The following is a 17,456-nucleotide window of genomic DNA, read 5'->3' on the forward strand; positions in this document are numbered from 1 at the left end:
GCCCCGTCCGTGCGGTGCTGCATCTCGCAGCTGGGGCGCCAGCGCCGCCCGTTGCTCGGGCTGGTCGCCGTCCTGGATTCCCGCCACGAGCAGCTCGATGAACTGCGGGTTCCAGACCTGGGCCTTCGGCTTTGGGGCAGTGAGCTTGCCGTTGTGCTCGCCGGGGATCAGCTTCGACACGCCCTTCAGCGCCCCGGAGTGCGTGCTGGGCTTGCCCGTGGTGCTGCCGTATACCCGATGGACCAGGAAGCGCCACAGGCCCTTGGGCTGGCCTGTCTCGTCATCGGTTACGCCGTAGCACTCCGGTGTCTCGCCGCCTTCAGCGGTGCGAACGCGCACATGGCGTAGGCCGGGCAGCTTGCTGATCGGCTGAGGCTCGCCGGCGCCGAAGCCGAGGCTGTCGAGCTGGATGCGGCCGTTGGTGAGGGTGTTCCAGACGCCGCGCAGGTTTTGTGCATGGGTGAGCAGCAGGGTGTCGGGGAATGCGGTGCTGGCCTCATCGATGACATCCTTGGCGAACCGGATCACGTCGTCGGGGCCGCACTTGAGGTCCACGTTGACGTACCGCTTACCGATTTCGAGTAGCCCGGTGTGCAGAGGCTGCCAGGGCACCTTGGGCGCGCGGACCTGCACATGCTGACCGGTGGGGTCGATGAGCACGGCGACGGGGAGCTGCCGGGCGAGCCCCCAGACGCGTCCCTTGTTCTGGCGAATCATCCAGATGGCCAGGAGGGCAGGCTGGCGGAGAAGGGTATCGCGCGCCGGTTCAGGCAGCGGTTCGGGGCGTACGCCGAGCTGCCGGAACAGGTCATCGACGGCTGCGGCGAACCGTTCTCGGTTCGGGTCGGACGACTCTTTGCGCGGGGGGCGCTTCGGCTCGGCAACCGGGGTGACGAACTGGCTGAGCCGTCCCGTCCGCAGCAGGCCATGCCGGATGGCGAACTTGGGATCGTCGCCGCGTCGCCGGCCCTGATAGGCGTCGGGGTGGGCGATCTCGACCAGGGCGATTGTCGGGTTTGCCGCTTGGCCGAGCGCGTCGGCGATGTGCTCGATGCGGGCCTCCACCGCGGCCTGGGGCCGGCGTCCGACCCGGTCAAGGTCGGCGCGGATCGTCGGTGCCGCCAGCCGCCGAATCTCGACGGTTACCGCGCCAAGGTCGATGTGAGCCCCGGCCTCGTCAAGCTGCTCGGCACAGGGCATCGGGACACCGAGACGGGTGGCGAGCCGGTCGAGGGCGTATTGCGTGGCGCGGTCGGTGTCGGTGAGCAACTCGATGTCCAGGCGCGGCCCGACGATCTCACCGAGATAGGTGGCCGAAACCCGGCTCTCGCTGATGCCACCAAGCCCTTTGTACACAGTGCACTTTTCGCGGGAAAGCGGCGCGGCCGGACGGAGGTGTGGGCTGAGCTCGCTGATGACCCAGTCCATCAACGGCTGGCGATCGGCGACCGACAGCCCAGCGCTGACCTTCTCAGCTGAGAGCATGCCGGTGCTGTAGACCAGCGCAGCTGCGTCGCTGTGGCGCTGCAGGTAGTCCAGTGGCTTGTCGACCAGCTGCTGCGGGTCGGGCAGGCGGTCGAGACAACCGACTTCCTTCAGCACCCTCGCGACGGCGTCGTCCCAGCGTGGCCCATAGGTGTTCGAGCCGTCCCTCTCCGTCACCTTGACCTGCTTGATCCGCGCCGTGCCGAAGTGACGAGAGTTTTCCAGGCCGGCCATATACGGCACGGTCGGCGCCAGGTACACCGAGTGGCCGTGGTCGAAGGCGAGTTTGCCCCGCACGGGCATCCAGCGCCGCACGCCGTACGACAGATAGACCAGCAGCTCATCACTGGTGGGCAGGGTCTGCACGCTGATTCCGATCTTGACGGAGAACGGGGTCTGATCCTCAATCCGCTCTGGCGGCCAGGACATGACCTCTGCACCGTCGGCACTCGGGCAGCGCAGGAACCGCAACTCGTTATGCGGGCAAGTCGCGTCCGGGCGGGACAACGTCGCCGCGATCTCCATCGGGAGCAGCCGCATGGCTCGCTGCCGTTCCTCGGGCGCGGTCAGGTTGAGGTGAACCGGCGACCAGGTGAGGTGGCTGGCCTGCAGCTGGGATAGGGCCAGGGAGATCTGCTCCGGAGTGCCCTTCTGCGCGCGTACCCACGCCGCGACCAGGTTGAAGATGGCTGCCGGGTTTACCGCACGATATGCGAGCAGCCAGTCCTGGTCGTCGTCGCCACGTCCGGCGTACGGAAGCGTGACGACGCAGTCGGGAACGAGGGCGGTGATCGCGTCGTTGAGCGAGGCGATCGGGATGCTGGCGACATCGCCACCGCGCTGCGCCTGGGCGAGCCGGCGCAGCGGCTCCTTCCAGCGGCCAGGGAACCGCATGAGGTGGTAGGTGCGCTCGATCGGGGCTGCGGGATCGAGACGCAGGACGGTGACTGCAAGGTTGTCGTAGCGGGGTGCCATTCAGCGGTCTCCCATGTTGGTGAGGGCGCGGTACAGGGGCTGGTAGAGCGCCTGGACGAGATGCCGATCGGTATTGGCGCCGGTGTGTTCGAAGTACGGGGTGAGCACCTCGCGCATGCCGTGCAGCAGGCTGGTGCTGGCATCGTCGAGGTCGGTGTCGGTATCGCTCCTGTGGGCGGTGACCGGTGCGAAGGCGGCGTCGCAGAAGTAGACCTTCGCGGCCTGGCCGCCGCGTAGGAGCCGGCCCACGACCTGCCAGATGGTTACGAGTTGGGTCCAGGCCACGCGTTGGCGTTCGTCCGTGCCGAGCTGGCTGTAGGCGACCAGGGCGTGTAGCAACCGCCGCCATTGGCGCTGCGCGGCTCGGCGTCGCCGGCTGCCGGCACCTACGAGGCGTTCGTGTACCGGGCAGTCGTCGTCGAGCGGGTGCGGGCGTAGTTGTTCGAGGGCGTATTGGTTGATCCGCTGGGTGACGTAGCTGAGATCCTTCGGTCGTGGGTGCGGGCGTACGAGGAAGAACGCGGCGCCGATGGCGGCCACGCCGTCGTTGTTGAGGATGTTGTGCCCCCGCTCGACGGCCAGGATGGGGGCGACCAGCAGCCACGCGTCGTCGGTGCCGAAGTCCGCGACATCTCCGCGGCGTAGCAAATGGCCGTCGTCCCAGCCGGTCTCCAACTCGTCGTCGCCGATGAGGCAGCGGACCTGCCCTTGCCAGGAGGACTTGCGCCGAAGCAACTCGTTGGTGACGGTGCGAGCCTCGGCGTAGCTGCCGACCAGCAGCATGACCTTCTGCCGGCCGGGCGGCAGGGCGGCTCGTTCCCGCTCCAGGCGGTTCGGCTGGCCACGGCCCGCGCCTGGCTGGGTCAGGGCCGCGACCATCTGCCGCAGGGCACTCGCGCGCTCCTCCCCGTAGCGGCCGGACACCCAGATCGGTGTACTCCGTTCGCCCTGGTGCTGGATGTCCAGGGCGAACGTGGTCTCGGAGATGGCGGCGAGTTTTTGCGGTGACGGGCGCAGGATCGCCTCGACCAGCACGTCGATGTGATACCGAGGCGAGGTGCCAGCCCAGCTGGTCCCGGACAACAGCAGTACGTTCGGGCCCGGCCCGTCGGCGGGAAACAGGTCTGGCAGGCCAACCAGCAGGGCCCGCCCTACGCCGGTATAGCGGAAGAACCGGAACTCGCCCAGCTGTCCATCGCGGCGGTCGGTCTCGTCTTCGACGTACTGGAACCCCAGCACGTTGCCCATCGGAGACTCTGGCACCGCGACGGCGAGGTCGCTGGGCGGGCGGCGTACCTCCGCCGGAAGCGTGTCGAACATGTCCAGCTCGGCCGCGACTTCCGGCCAAATGGCGAGCATCAGGTTGAGCCGGTGTGCCATCACCGCTACGGCGACCGCCAGCTCCAGCCGCCACACGTTGCGGTCGAGCTCCGCGGGCGCGATCTTCCTACCTTCGACCAGCTCTCGATCACTCAGCTCGGTCAGCCACTGCCGGACGGCATCCTCCCGCGTCTCTTCCTCGGTGTCAGACAGCTGCGCCTCGGCCAAGGTGGCTAGACCCCCGGCAACCTCGCCGGATGCTCCGGTCGGGTCGTCGATGAACGCGTTGAACTGCTCGCGCAGCAGCTTGTAGAGTTCATCGTTGTCCCAGCCGGGGTCCGGTTTGCGGCCATTCGCGACGGTGTAGCCGGCCCAGTTCTGAGCAAGGTTGTTGAAGAGGGTCCAAGCGGTGAAGTAGTCGGCGTCGAGCCAGTTCAACACCGGCCGGCCGGCCCGGACCCGGTCTCGCTGCAGCAACTGGTAAATGATGTCGGCTGCGGAGCGGGCCTGGTTCAGTGCCGTGGTGAACCGGCGGATCTGCCGGGAACTGACCGGTGCTCGGCCCGTCGCGCGAAGCTTTTCCGCCACCCGCGCTCCGATCTCGTCGATCCACGCTTCCTGGCTCGGGCCAAGCAGTACCTGGGCACTGGCGAACATCTCATCGAGGTTTGCCTGCACCTGGTCGGCCTCGTCGACCAGGATCAGGTCACTGCGTCGCCACGCTGCCTCCAGGTACCGCATCTGTTCGTGGCTCAACGGCCCGGGCACAGGGGTGTGTACAAGACTCCACGGCGTCGCGATCCACACGTTCGCCGTGACCAGTCGACGTGCGGCCTCATGCCGCTGGCAGCCATACCACAGGGGACAGGTGCGACGGGCTCCGTCCCGCCAGCCATCCACCGGGGCGTGCGGATCGGTCTCGATCAGGTGTTGGCAGGGTGCCTCGCGTACCTCGAGGGGGATGGGGGCGCCCCGGACGGCATCGAGTGGGCAGGCCGTGCTGACCAGGTCGAACCCGTACGGCTCGGAGGGCAGAAGCCGGCCAGGCGCCGGCGGCTGGAGCCGATGGAGCCGCTCCGCATGCCGGGTTCGGTTCTGCCCCATGACGGGTGCCGCCACCACGCTGTCGTACCAGGACAGCTCGTGTGCCATGCGTAGGGCTGCCGAGTTATCGCCGACCACGATCGTCACACGGAGGCCATGCTGCGCGGCCCAGGTCGCCAGGATGGCCACGAGGGTGCTCTTGCCGACGCTTACCATGCCGACCATGTGCAGGATCCGGTCGATGCGAAGGGTCGTGGCGTCGCCGAAGGTGTCGTCGGCCAGCCGGACCTGCAGGGTGACGTCCAGCAGGCGCTCCCCCCATCGGTGAGAGGAACGCCCGGCTTCCAGGTCGGCGGCGTCCATACCTCGGGCGGTTTCCACCAACTCCTGCCACGTGGCCTCGATCGGTGCCCGGGTCCGGACGGCCAGGTCATGCAGAGCCGGCGCCGGCGCGGGTGGAAGGTTGTCCGGTACCGTCACGCCGTGACCACGCGCTGTCGAGCTCATGCGGTATCGGCCGGGTTCGGCGAACCGGACGCCGGCGGTGGCGAAGGGCAGGGGCTCGGTGAGTAGCTGCTCGTACCAGTCCCACCGGTTGGCCGCCACGCTGCACTGCCGGCGTACCGGTCGGCCGAGCGAGTCCAAGTGGTAACCCCGCACTGCCTCAGGGGCGGACCCGTAAGCCCGCAGCAACTCGTCCCACCCGTAGGGGCGTTGGCTGCGCCACAGCAGGGATCGCGCGTTGGCGAGCCGGACCGCCGCGTCGGCTGGTGGGCGCGGCACCGCGTCCCACAGCGCCCGGTAGCCGTCGAGCAACGCGGGTACTCCGCTGGCGGCTTGGTCGGCGGCGACTGTTTCCAGCAGATACAGGCACAGTTCGGTGTCCATCAGCCGGGAGGGTGAAGGCTGGTCGCTGGTCGGGGTGTAGTGGCCGCGGAGTGCGCGGGTGAAGCGGTTGCGAATGGTGTTGATCTGCCTCATGCCTCGGCCTCCACCCGCCGCTTCACGGCACCGATGAACTCCGCCTCGGAGACCGCCACGATTCGCTGGCCCGGCCGCACCTGGGGGCACGCCTTCCGCAGCCGTGCCACGTACCGCGGATGTGCCTTGACCTGCTCCTGGCCGATGACGACGTAGGCCCTCTCCGCCTCCGGTGGCACGGTGAACAGCCGCTCCCGCAGCCGTCGGGCGAGCCGTACTGGGTTGCGCCAGGCCTTGATGTCGGCGACCCAAGGTCGTTCCTCGAAGACCGAGATGTCGCAGGCGTCAAAGTCCGGCCACAAAGCGACCGGTACGCCGAGCTTCCCGATCGCGTCGGCGATGCGCAGCTCGGCACGACCGGGCGCGGTGATGAAGGTTCGCAGCTCGCGCCGCAACCACCACACGCCCTCGCTGGCGGGGTGATCTGTCCCGGCCGCCGCGGGTGCCGGGCAGGTCGCGTCCTCGCAGATCCAGGTCCGGTCGTCATCCAGTGGCAATCGAAGACCGCGGCATCCGCCACAGGTCCGGATCACTCCGTCGGCCATCGCCTCCGGCGGCGCCTCCACGTATGCCTGCCGCACCTCATCCGACAGCAGCGCCAGGTCAGGATCGGCCAGCCGCGCGTCGAGCTCCATCGCCGCGATCGCCGGCTGTCGGATCAGGAGTTCCCGGAATGCGACGTAGGACTGCGGCGCGTTGTGGGCCCGGGCCTTGTCCATCACCGCCCGCAACAGTGCGTTCTCACGGATTTCGCCTTCGACATCCCCACGGAGGCTGCCGAGTTCCTCGCAGGTCGCCGTCGGGCGGCCATAGATCAGCAGCGACTCGTCTGGGTCGACGTCGGCGCCGGTGAGGTCGATCTTCCAGTCGCCGAACGGCTCCTGCCCAAGCTGGAGTAGTTCCACCACGCTGGCCGGCGCGGGCGCGCCCTGATGCCAGGCGAGCAGGGTCAGCCGGTCCAGCGCGAGCTGCAGGTTCGCCGGGTACGGCAGCCGGAACGCGTCACCCGATGCGGCCTGCTGGGCGTACCCAAGGATCCCGCTGGCGAGCTGCGCAACCGCGATGTGCGGGTCCGGCAGCCACGCCGGGGTAGTGGGCGAATCGATCATGCATGCACCTTCTGTCAGAGGACGACGTAGGCCAAGGCATCTGCGCCAATCCGACTCGTCTCGGATGCGCAACCCTTCGGCCACGGAGTGCAGCATCGAGAGTCGCCGACGGACGGAATCATCGCCACAACCACTACTGATAAGCCGGCTTATCGGAGTAGTGGATACTGCAACGACGTGCGGTGCCGTTACGGTTCGGGGACTCACGGTAGAGGAGGTGTGAATGACTGAGGCGGGGCCGACCCTGAGCCTGCGTGATGTCGCTCAGCTCGCCGGCGTACAGCGTTCCGTGGTCAGCATGTGGCGGCGTCGACCCCAGGTCCGCGGCCGCCACATTCCCTTCCCCGATCCGGTGACACCAGCCGGCGCCGTGGAGCGGTTCGCACGAGACGAGATCGTCGACTGGCTGACGCGCACCGGCCGAGGCAACAACCCAGAGCACCGCCTGGACGCGCCGGCGCTGAGCGTCCCGGCGGACGCATCACTGGAAGATCTCGTGACCCTGCTCTGCCTCCACGCCCACGGCGACAGCGACCTCGCGGACCTGACTTCTGCCGAGCGGGAGAGGCTGGCTCAGCTCAGTGACCCCCGGGACGAGTTCCTCCTGACCGAGGTACAACGGCTGGCGGCCACCGACGAGATGTTGCGGTTCGTTGACGATCTGGTCGAGGCGTCCCGTGGCCTGCCCGAGGCGCTTGCCCGACTCGACGACGGGCCCGCGGGCCGAGAGCTCGGCCGGCGGGATCTAACAGTAGAGGCGATGGCGCTCGTCGGTGCCATCGTGCAGGCAGGGATCCTGCACCTCGATCCGAACGGCGTACCCATCGCCTTTGCCGACGGTCCGTCGAGCCTTGCCCTGGCGATCGCCTCCGGGAATCGCCTGCTGATCAGCGGTACTGGTGCGGCCGAACGGGCGTTGCGTCGCCGTGCGTTCCTCAACGAGCTTGACGTCGTGAACCGGGCCGACGGAGCACTGCTGCGCGTGCTGGCCGTGCTCGAACTGGAGGGTGAGGCAGCCCTGGAACGGGTCGACGATCTGCTGCTCGACCTCGGCCCGAATGAAGTGGCAGTGGTGATCGGGCCGGCCGGAACCCTATGTGAGCGGCTGCGCGGAGATGCGGAACGGTTTCGCGCCACGATGTTGCGGCTGGGTCACATGGTTGCTGCGGTCCGTCTGCCACGCGGAATGTGGCGGCGGGCACACCGCCAAGCGCTCGGCTTGTGGGTCTGCGCGGGCGGCCTCACAGCGAACCGACCGATGGTCGGGGACCTAAGCGCGCATCCGTCAGCGGACCTATCCATGGAGGACCTCGCCGCCGATGTCTCGGCCGCGCTATCCGGCGACACCAGCCGCGCGTTCCGCTACCTCCGAGGCACCGACCTGCCCGTCATCCTGACCGGTTCGCCGATCGTGCCGGCAGGCGTGCGGGCAGCCCGCTTGAGCACGTCGTCCGACAACCACCTCACTCGAGCCCAATCGGCGGCGCTGGTCGTCGCCGAGCCGTTGCCACCGCTGGACGTCCTTCTAACCGCCGCTCCGGGCGCGATCCTTCTGCGGCAACGGTCTCTGGGCGAGCTGCATGAGGCCGGCATCCTGCTGATGCGGCGTGGTTGCCGGATCGATCCCCAACACGCGGTGCCGGACGGCTCGATCCTGGTTCTCAGCGCTGACGGCTCAGCCGACGGCGTCGCTCTGGATCCGTTCGACGCCGCGCGTCTCTACCCGCGCGCACACCGTACGGAACCAGGTGATGTGGTGTTCATGGAAGGCTCTCGGCCTTGCGCACGTGTCGACGAACACGGCAACTCACTGGTGGCGTCCCCATCGCGGCTTCTGCGGCTACGCCCGGCCGCAGGGGTCGGCCCGCACACCCTTGCCGCCATTATCAACCACCAACCCGCGACCAGCGAGTGGCGGACGTGGAGCATCCCAGTTCTCGACAGAGCGTCGGGAGCGGCGCTAGAGAGTGCGCTGGTCGATGCTAGCGCCTACGGTGCGGCCCTACGCCAGCGGCAGGACGCCCTGCATGATCTGATCACCGCTTTGATCGACGGCGTGGCCGCGGGCGCGGTCAGCGTTGTTTTGCCCGGCAACACCGAGGAAGGACAGTAGAGAATGCCACCGCGTAAGAGGCAGGAACCAGCGACACCGTCGACCATGAAGGAGTTGAAGGACACCCTGTGGAAGGCTGCCGACCGGCTCCGCGGGTCGTTGTCTGCCAGCCAGTACAAAGATGTCATCCTCGGCCTGGTCTTCCTCAAATATGTGTCCGACGCCTACGACGAGCGCCGCGAGCAGATCCGTGCCGAGCTGACTGCCGAGGGCATGGACGACAGCCAGGTTGAGGAGCTCATCGACGACCCGGAGGAGTACCAGGGATACGGGGTGTTCGTTGTTCCACCTGCTGCACGTTGGTCATACCTGGCGGAGAACGCCAAGGGTAAGCCGGCGGTGGGCGATGAGCCGGAGAATACGATTGGTCAGCTCATTGACGAGGCGATGAGCGCGGTCATGGCCGCCAACCCGGCCTTGGGCGGCACCTTGCCTCGCCTTTACAACAAGGACAACATCGACCAACGCCGCCTCGGTGAGCTCATCGACCTGTTCAACAGCGCCAAGTTCAGTCGGCAGGGTGAGCACCGCGCGCGGGACCTCATGGGCGAGGTATACGAATACTTCCTCGGCAACTTCGCCCGGGCAGAGGGGAAGCGTGGCGGTGAGTTCTTTACTCCACCCAGCGTGGTCCAGGTGATCGTCGAGGTGCTGGAGCCGTCTCGAGGGCGCGTCTACGACCCGTGTTGTGGATCCGGCGGCATGTTCGTCCAGACGGAGAAGTTCATCTACGAGCACGACGGCGACCCGAAGGACGTCGCCATCTACGGGCAGGAAAGTATCGAGGAGACCTGGCGGATGGCGAAGATGAACCTCGCCATTCACGGCATCGACAACTCCGGGCTCGGGGCGCGTTGGGGCGACACGTTCGCCCGCGACCAGCACGCGGGCGTCGAGATGGACTACGTGATGGCCAACCCGCCGTTCAACATCAAGCACTGGACCAGGCGGGAGGACGACCCCCGCTGGTTGTACGGAGTGCCGCCAGCCAACAACGCCAACTACGCCTGGATCCAGCACATCATCGCCAAACTGAAGCCCGGCGGCAGCGCTGGCGTGGTGATGGCAAATGGGTCGATGTCGTCGAACTCAAACGGCGAGGGTCAGATCCGTGCTCGGATCGTCGAAGCCGACTTGGTCTCGTGCATGGTGGCACTGCCGACACAGTTGTTCCGCAGTACCGGCATCCCGGTCTGCCTGTGGTTCTTCTCGAAGGATAAGAAGGCCGGCAAGAACGCCGGCGTGGACCGGCGTGGCGAGGTGTTGTTCATCAATGCCACCGACCTGGGTTACATGGTCGACCGCGCGGAACGGGCGCTGTCGAACGATGATGTCGCCAAGATTGCCGACACATACCATGCCTGGCGGGGGACTGACTCGGCCGCCCGCAAGCGCCTGACTTACCAAGACATCCCGGGCTTCTGCAAATCTGCCACTTTGGCAGAGATCAAGGACGCCGCCTACGCCCTCACCCCCGGTCGGTACGTCGGCATGGCGGCCGCAGAGGAGGACAGCGAGCCGCTCGATGAGAAGATCGAGCGACTGTCGCAGGAGTTGGCGGCTGCGTTCGGTGAGTCGGCCCGTCTGGAAAAGTTGGTGCTAGAGCAGTTGGGACGACTGTCATGAGCAGTTCTTGGCCGACCCGCCGCCTCTCTGATTTGGTGGACAATGGCGAGATCTCTTACGGGATCGTCCAACCCGGAAACGAGACCCCAGGTGGCGTTCCGATTGTTCGCGTCAAGGACGTCCGAAACGGGGTTGTAGATGTTTCTGATCCGCTTCGCGTCGCGCCAGAAATCGCGGCGCAATATAGTCGGACAACTCTCCGTGGTGGGGAGTTGCTGGTTTCTATTGTGGGGACGGTTGGTGAGGCTGCCGTCGCACCTTCCTCGATGGCCGGTTGGAATGTTGCCCGAGCGATCGCTGTAATCCGTCCGACGGAAGTCTCATCTGAGTGGATACGGCTCTGCCTCCAGACGCAATCCGTCAGGAATGCGTTCGAAGCGGCCCTCAATACCACTGTGCAGGCGACGCTGAATCTTGCTGACCTCAAGCGTCTTCAGATTCCTGTTCCTCCTCGTGGGGAACGAGAATCGATCGCGGAGGTGCTTGGGGCGCTTGACGACAAGATTGCTGCCAATCGCCAGATCGCCCGTCTAGCTGATGGGCTGCTTTCAGGAATGTTTGCGCGGATGAGCGCTGCCGCGCCGCTGGGTCGTCTAGCCGAAATTGCAAAGGTTAATGTTGCAACAACGCGACCGAAGTCCGGCGGGCATTTGCGCTATCTGGACATCAGTTCTGTCTCAGTCGGCAGCTACGAGATGCCAGCGCCAATGAGCTGGGACGAGGCCCCGGGTCGGGCGCGCCGAGTGGTTCGGGACGGAGACACGGTGTGGTCAACCGTTCGCCCCAATCGGCGGTCGCATGCACTCGTGCTAGACGAATCCGAGGAACTGATCGGCTCCACCGGTTTAGCGGTCATATCGCCGGCCGCTGGACGCGTCGCTGGCGTCTACGAGAGCACTCGGACGGACACATTCGTTCAATATCTTGAGAGCGTTGCAGAGGGTAGTGCGTACCCGGCTGTCCGCGGCGAAAGGTTTCTCGACGCGCCTATTCCTAGGCTGGCGCCGGAAGTCTGGGACGATTTCGAGTCAGTAGCCTTACCTATTCGTCGGCGAGTAGGAGCCGCAATGCGCGAGAACCGAGCACTTGCAAATGCCCGAGACGAGCTACTGCCACTGCTGATGTCGGGTCGGATCCGAGTGCGGGATGCCGAGAAGGTTGTGGAGGAGGTGGTCTGAGTGGGGGCGCGGTCGGGAGTCAGTGAGGCCCACTGGGAGGCGATTGCGCTGGCGGCGCTGGCCGAGCAGGAGTGGGAGCCGCTGCCGGGAACGGCGATCGCACCGGGCACCGAAGGCGGCCGTGCCTCTTGGGCGGACGTTGTTCTACCTAGCCGCACCTTGGCGAAGATGCGTGAGCTGAATCCGCACGTTCCGGGTGACTACCTGGCGCAGGCCTTGGCCGAGATCGTCGAGCCGAAGTCGCAGGATGCAATCACAGAAAACTATCGGCTGCACCAGATCCTGACCAAGGGCTACCGAGGTATCAGCTACACCGACTCCGACGGGGTGGAGCAGAACCCTACCATCCGGTTGGTCAGCCACCGGCCCTGGGAGAACGAGTTCCTGGCCGTCAATCAGGTGACTGTCCGCTCGGTCGAGGTGGACCGGCGATTTGACATCGTGCTCTACCTCAACGGCCTGCCGGTGGCGATCTTCGAACTGAAGCGGGCCGCGGCTGAGAAGGGCGACCTACCCGCTGCGCACGCCCAGCTCGGCACGTACCTTCGTGAGTTCCCGATGGCGTTCCGGTTCGCGGTCGTGACCGTGATAAGCGACGGGATCACCGCTCGGTACGGCACCCCGTTCACTCGGCTGAACCACTATTCGCCCTGGAACGTCAACGACGACGGCAAGCCGGTCCGGTTCGGCGAGGTGGAGGACGACAGCCACCTGGGCACCGAGCTGGAGTTCCTCATCGACGGGGTGTTTAACCCTGAGCGGTTCCTCCAGCTCCAGCGGAACTTCACCGCCTTCGACGGCGGTGCCGACGGGTACGCGAAGCGAATCGCCAAGCCCCACCAGTACTTCGCCGTCACGAAAGCCGTCGGTACGACCGTCGCGGCAGTGAACAGCGATGGCCGCGCCGGCGTGGTGTGGCATACCCAGGGGTCCGGCAAGTCCATGGAGATGGAGCTGTACGTCCACCTGGCGGGCCAGCGTCCCGAGCTACGTAACCCGACCTTCGTCGTCGTCACGGACCGCAAGGAACTCGACGGCCAGTTGTTTGAAGGGTTTGTCCGGTCGCTGCTGCTGGCCGAGCAGCCGGTGGCGGTGACCAGCCGCGCCCAGCTGCGCGATGAGCTGACTCACCGCACCACCGGCGGCATCCTCTTCACAACCTTGCAGAAGTTCGGCCGCACCAAGGAGGAGCGCGAGGCCGGCGCCGACCATCCGCTGCTGTCGGAGCGGCGCAACATCATCGTCATTGCGGACGAGGCGCATCGTAGCCACTACGACGACCTCGACGGGTACGCCCGGCACATCCGCGACGCCCTGCCGAACGCCGCCTTCATCGCTTTCACAGGTACACCGATTCGTGGCGAGAAGGACACAGAGGAGGTGTTCGGTAAGACCATCGACACATACGACCTCACCCGGGCGGTGAGGGATGGTGCGACGGTGCCGGTGTTCTTCGAACCACGCCTGATCAAGGTCGGTCTGACGAGTGGCGTCACCGACGAGGACCTAGACCGGGCCGCTGACGAGGCCACTATCGGACTCGACGAGGTGGAGCGCGCCCGGATCGAGAAGTCTGTCGCCGTCATCAACGCCGTGTACGGCGCCCCTGACCGCCTTCGGGCCCTTGCCGCCGACCTGGTCGAGCATTGGGAGAACCGGTCAGCGCAACTGGTCAAGTTCATCGGTACCCCCGGCAAGGCGCTCATTGTCGGCGGCACCCGCGAGATCTGCGCAAACCTGTACGAGGAAATCATCAATCTGCGGCCTGACTGGCACAGCGATGCCCTCGATCAGGGAAAGATCAAGGTGGTCTACTCGGGGACAGCCCAGGACAAGCCTCCGGTCTCCCAGCACGTGCGTCGGTCCGCCGAGAACAAGACGATCCAGCAACGGCTGCGCGACCCCGACGACGACCTGCAACTCGTCATCGTCAAGGACATGATGCTTACCGGCTTCGACGCGCCGCCGCTACACACGCTCTACCTTGACCGGCCGCTCAAGGGTGCCCTACTCATGCAGACCCTTGCCCGCGTCAACCGAACCTTCCGCGGGAAGGCCGATGGCCTGCTCGTCGCCTACGCACCGCTGATCGACAACCTCACTAACGCGCTCGCCGAATACACCGACGACGACCAGGCCGCCAAACCCGTGGGCAAGAACGTCGACGAGGCCGTCGACCTGGCAGTCGCACTCATGGCCGCACTGGACCAGGCATGTGCGGGCTTCGACTGGCGGTCCCGCCTCGATGGCGGGCCGAGGAGCTGGATCCAGGCTGCAGTGGGCCTTACCAACTACCTGCGTTCCCCGCAGACCCCGGGCAACCAGATTGCAGAGGGTCAGGAAAGCCTTACCGAACGCTATCGCAAGCTGTCCAACCAGCTCGCCCGCGCTTGGGCACTGTCGTCGGGCAGCGATACCTTCGACGACCTGCGGCGCCGAGACGCGCGGTTCTACGAAGAGGTCCGGGTGTGGATGGGCAAGTTCGACGCCCAGGAACGCCAGGCCGCAGGCAAGCCGGTACCGGAGGAGATTCAGCGGATGCTGTCGGCGCTGGTGGCATCGTCGACTGCCTCCGGCGAGATCATCGATATCTACGAGGCCGCTGGTATCCCCAAGCCATCCCTTGCCGATCTCGGTGTCGAGTTCCAAGCCAAGGCGAAGGTAGCCACCAACCCGCACCTGGCGATCGAGGCGTTGCGAGCGCTGCTCGTCGAGGAGTCGACGAGAGTGACACGGCACAACCTGGTCCGGCAGCGCGCCTTCTCAGAGCGGATCGCCGAGCTGATGCGCAAGTACACCAACCAGCAGCTCACCTCTGCCGAGGTCATCGCCGAGCTCGTCGAGCTCGCCAAGGAGGTTGCCGCCGAGCGCAACCGAGGGGCGCACTTCACCCCGCCGCTTTCCGACGACGAGCTGGCGTTCTACGACGCCGTCAGCGCCAACGAGTCCGCGGTGCAGTTACAGGGCGAGGACGTGCTGGCGCAGATCGCCCGCGACCTGGTCGGCATCATGCAGCGCGACGTGAAGACCGACTGGACAGTACGCGACGACGTGCGCGCCAAGCTGCGGTCTTCGATCAAGCGGCTACTGGTGCGGTACAAGTACCCGCCGGACAAGCAGCCCGAGGCGATTCGCCTGGTCATCGAGCAGATGGAGGCGATGGCACCGCACTATGTCGCTCAACGCGCATCGGCTTGACGCCTGCGCATGTCCGGGGCGGTCACCCGAAAGAGGTGAATCTCGCCCAACGAAAGCTTCCGAACTGTCCTTTGGCGGCTACCGTGCCGACGAGTATTCGCGTGCAGTGACGATTAAGGAGCAATAGTTGTCACTCTGGGTCTATAGGAGCAATGAGGCCAGCACCGTCTCTGTAGAGGTTGCAGCCGCGTGATCTGGGATGAGGTCCGGAGGCAGGTTCTCCAGGAAGATGACCTGATCCTTCTTCAGGAGTGCCGCCTTTGCTACGAGGCCGGCGCCTGGCGCGCGGCATACATAATGGCCTTCCTTGCCGGAATGGAGGGACTGGAACGACGCATCGACGAGATGGCGGTTGGCGATGCAGCGCTAGGCAGGGGCCTTCGTCAGGCCCGAGAGTCTCCGAGTTCTAAGGAGGCAAGCCTGATCGACCTGGCAGCAAAGCACGAGTTCTTGACAGATAACGAGAAGAAGCGTCTGCATGCCGTCCGCGAGATGCGGAACGACTACGCCCACGCCAGTCAATTGTCTCCGAAGGCGTATGAGGTCGAGGTCGCCGTGCGTACCGTCGTGGATCTCGTGCTGGCGCGGCCGTCACAGGTTCTGCCGGGACGAGCACGGGCACTAGCGAGAGAACTTGCAACGGATGTTCACAGGCTTCCTCCTGGGGTCGATGCTGAGAAGCGCTTTGTTGCTGAAGTCGCGCCCCGAGTGCACCGCTCGGCCCGTGCGGTCATGTTAAAGGAGCTTTTGCAAAGCCGTGAGGAGACCGGCCAGCTCAATCGGAACCTCACTGCACGTGTGGTGAACGTCGCTCGACAGATGTTGGCGACATGGCGTCCAGATCTCGGCGTCGCCGCAGGGTGGAATCTCGACAGGCTTTTGTCAGAAAGCCCCGCTATGGCTGCCAAGGTCCTGATCCACCCCGAGGTGTGGTCGCTTGTCCCTACCGACTATCGATCGCGCGTGCTGGGGGCCGCGCAGAAGCACGAGCCTGAACTGTGGCCTGCCATGGTGCGAATTCTTCATAGCGGCATCGAAGTCGAGGGGCGTGAGATGCTGCTCCAAAAGATCCGAGAACTCCCCCTACACGACTGGCCGTACGCGTCGGCGCCGCCTCTCAAGGAGCTACTGCCCGCGATTCTCGACGTCTTCAACGGCTGGAGCTTGCAGGCGGCCAAGTGGACTGCCGACCGGCTGTCTGATGTCCCGGCAGTAGAGTTTGAAAAACTCGATCCCGACGAACGGTCAAGGCTCGCATCCGCGCTAGAACGCGCGGGTGATCCGAAAGCCTTAAACAGCTGGGGTGTTCGCGACGACATCAAGCTACTTGCGGCACGGACTGATCTGCCGCGGGACTTCCATACCCAACTGCAGGAAGCGTGGGCGCGGATCGGCGCAGAATCCGCAAGCGACGCTACGGCCGGACACAGCGAGGAGCCCAGCGCAGAGGAGTAGCTAGCCTGGGTGATTCACCGTGATCGCCAAGATGCGCTGTTCGTCGGCTGTAGATGAGCGGAAGTGCCTGCCCTGCAAGGGAAACTTGTGATTGCGACATCTACAGGTTTCTCTCTGGGGGAGGCACTTCCGAGGTGCAGCTTACGGCGTGGTCGCGGGATCTGCGGGTCACCGCGGGTGGTTCGGGTGTGGTGTCGCACGTCGGTGCGGCGTTGCTGCGGTTGCTGGCTGATCGGGCCGGGTTGACCGTGGCGTTGTCGGCGGGGCTGGCCTGGGCCGGCTGGTGGCCGGTGCATGATCGGGGTCGGGTGCTGGTCGACCTCGCGGTGATGATCGCTGACGGCGGGGAAGCGATCGCGGACATCGACGTGCTGCGCCACCAGCAGGAGGTGTTCGGATCGGTGGCCTCGGACACCACGGTGTGGCGGGCCCTGGACGAGATCGGCGCGGTGCAACTGCGGCGCATCGCCAAGGCCCGGGCGAAGGTACGCGCCCGGATGTGGCAACTGTTCGGCGGCCCACCGGCGGCACGGGCGGCGGGCCGGGACATCGGCACCGGCGTGGTGGTCCTCGATGTGGACTCCACGATCGTGATCGCGCACAGCGACAGGAAGGCGTCGCAGCCACCTGCAAGCACAGCTACGGCTTCCACCCGATCCTGGTGACCTGCGACAACACCGCCGAGCTGCTCGCCATCACGCTGCGGCCGGGCAACGCCGGCGCGAACACCGCCGCCGATCACCTCGACGTGCTCGCCCAAGCCGTCGCGCAGGTACCCGCGAAACACCGCCGCCACCCGCTCATCCGCGGTGACTCCGCCGCAGCCACCCACGCCGTCCTTGACTGGCTCCACGAGCAGGACAGCAAACGCGGCCGGCGAGTCGAGTACTCCCTCGGCTGATCGATCGGCGAACCCGAACGCACCGCCATCACCGCCCTACCCGCCTCGGCGCGGTCGCCGGCGATCAACAC

At 66.1% G+C, this 17,456-nt stretch carries 8 protein-coding genes and 1 pseudogene; 6 read left to right on the forward strand and 3 right to left on the reverse strand.

The genetic code is table 11. From position 1 onward, the window contains the following. The 3 genes from FXF52_RS36245 to FXF52_RS36255 all read right to left on the reverse strand — a co-directional run. Positions 1–2,460, reverse strand: a 2,460-nt coding sequence (locus FXF52_RS36245; protein WP_148804192.1) for a pPIWI_RE module domain-containing protein, incomplete at its 3' end; no start/stop codon positions are given. Next, positions 2,461–5,805 (reverse strand): transposase, encoded by a 3,345-nt coding sequence (locus FXF52_RS36250; protein ID WP_148804193.1) that lies wholly within the window; start codon positions 5,803–5,805, stop codon positions 2,461–2,463. After that, positions 5,802–6,914: a hypothetical protein gene (locus tag FXF52_RS36255; RefSeq protein WP_148804194.1), complete on the reverse strand. Its 1,113-nt coding sequence runs from the start codon at positions 6,912–6,914 to the stop codon at positions 5,802–5,804. Before FXF52_RS36255 ends, FXF52_RS36250 begins: the two co-directional genes overlap by 4 nt. Positions 6,915–7,137: 223 nt before the next feature. Between FXF52_RS36255 and FXF52_RS36260 the strand changes: the two genes are divergently transcribed. The 6 genes and pseudogenes from FXF52_RS36260 to FXF52_RS36285 all read left to right on the forward strand — a co-directional run bounded on the left by FXF52_RS36260 (position 7,138) and on the right by FXF52_RS36285 (position 17,385). Further along, a complete protein-coding gene (locus tag FXF52_RS36260) occupies positions 7,138–9,027 on the forward strand; it encodes a hypothetical protein (RefSeq protein WP_148804195.1) in 1,890 nt (629 codons plus the stop codon). A gap of 45 nt (positions 9,028–9,072) precedes the next feature. Then, a complete protein-coding gene (locus FXF52_RS36265; protein WP_255472727.1) occupies positions 9,073–10,653 on the forward strand; it encodes a class I SAM-dependent DNA methyltransferase in 1,581 nt (526 codons plus the stop codon). Beyond that, positions 10,650–11,831, forward strand: coding sequence for a restriction endonuclease subunit S (locus tag FXF52_RS36270; protein WP_148804197.1), 1,182 nt, complete (start codon positions 10,650–10,652; stop codon positions 11,829–11,831). The genes FXF52_RS36265 and FXF52_RS36270 overlap by 4 nt, the downstream gene beginning before the upstream one ends. After that, on the forward strand, positions 11,832–15,029 hold the full coding sequence (locus tag FXF52_RS36275; protein ID WP_148804198.1) for a type I restriction endonuclease subunit R: 3,198 nt from the start codon (positions 11,832–11,834) through the stop codon (positions 15,027–15,029). Between the two features lie 189 nt (positions 15,030–15,218). Beyond that, positions 15,219–16,484 (forward strand): hypothetical protein, encoded by a 1,266-nt coding sequence (locus FXF52_RS36280; protein ID WP_148804199.1) that lies wholly within the window; start codon positions 15,219–15,221, stop codon positions 16,482–16,484. A 53-nt stretch (positions 16,485–16,537) separates the two neighbouring features. Next, positions 16,538–17,385 (forward strand): annotated as a pseudogene (locus FXF52_RS36285) (transposase). Positions 17,386–17,456: the final 71 nt, after the last annotated feature.

The sequence above is a fragment of the Micromonospora sp. MP36 genome (assembly GCF_008119785.1).
Classification (GTDB): domain Bacteria; phylum Actinomycetota; class Actinomycetes; order Mycobacteriales; family Micromonosporaceae; genus Micromonospora.

Excerpts from the sequence above, each read along its gene's own strand:
- FXF52_RS36265 (WP_255472727.1), top strand. The coding sequence starts at position 9,073 with ATGAAGGAGTTGAAGGACACCCTGTGGAAGGCTGCCGACCGGCTCCGC.
- FXF52_RS36270 (WP_148804197.1), top strand. The coding sequence starts at position 10,650 with ATGAGCAGTTCTTGGCCGACCCGCCGCCTCTCTGATTTGGTGGACAAT.
- FXF52_RS36250 (WP_148804193.1), bottom strand. The coding sequence starts at position 5,805 with ATGAGGCAGATCAACACCATTCGCAACCGCTTCACCCGCGCACTCCGC.
- FXF52_RS36255 (WP_148804194.1), bottom strand. The coding sequence starts at position 6,914 with ATGATCGATTCGCCCACTACCCCGGCGTGGCTGCCGGACCCGCACATC.
- FXF52_RS36260 (WP_148804195.1), top strand. The coding sequence starts at position 7,138 with ATGACTGAGGCGGGGCCGACCCTGAGCCTGCGTGATGTCGCTCAGCTC.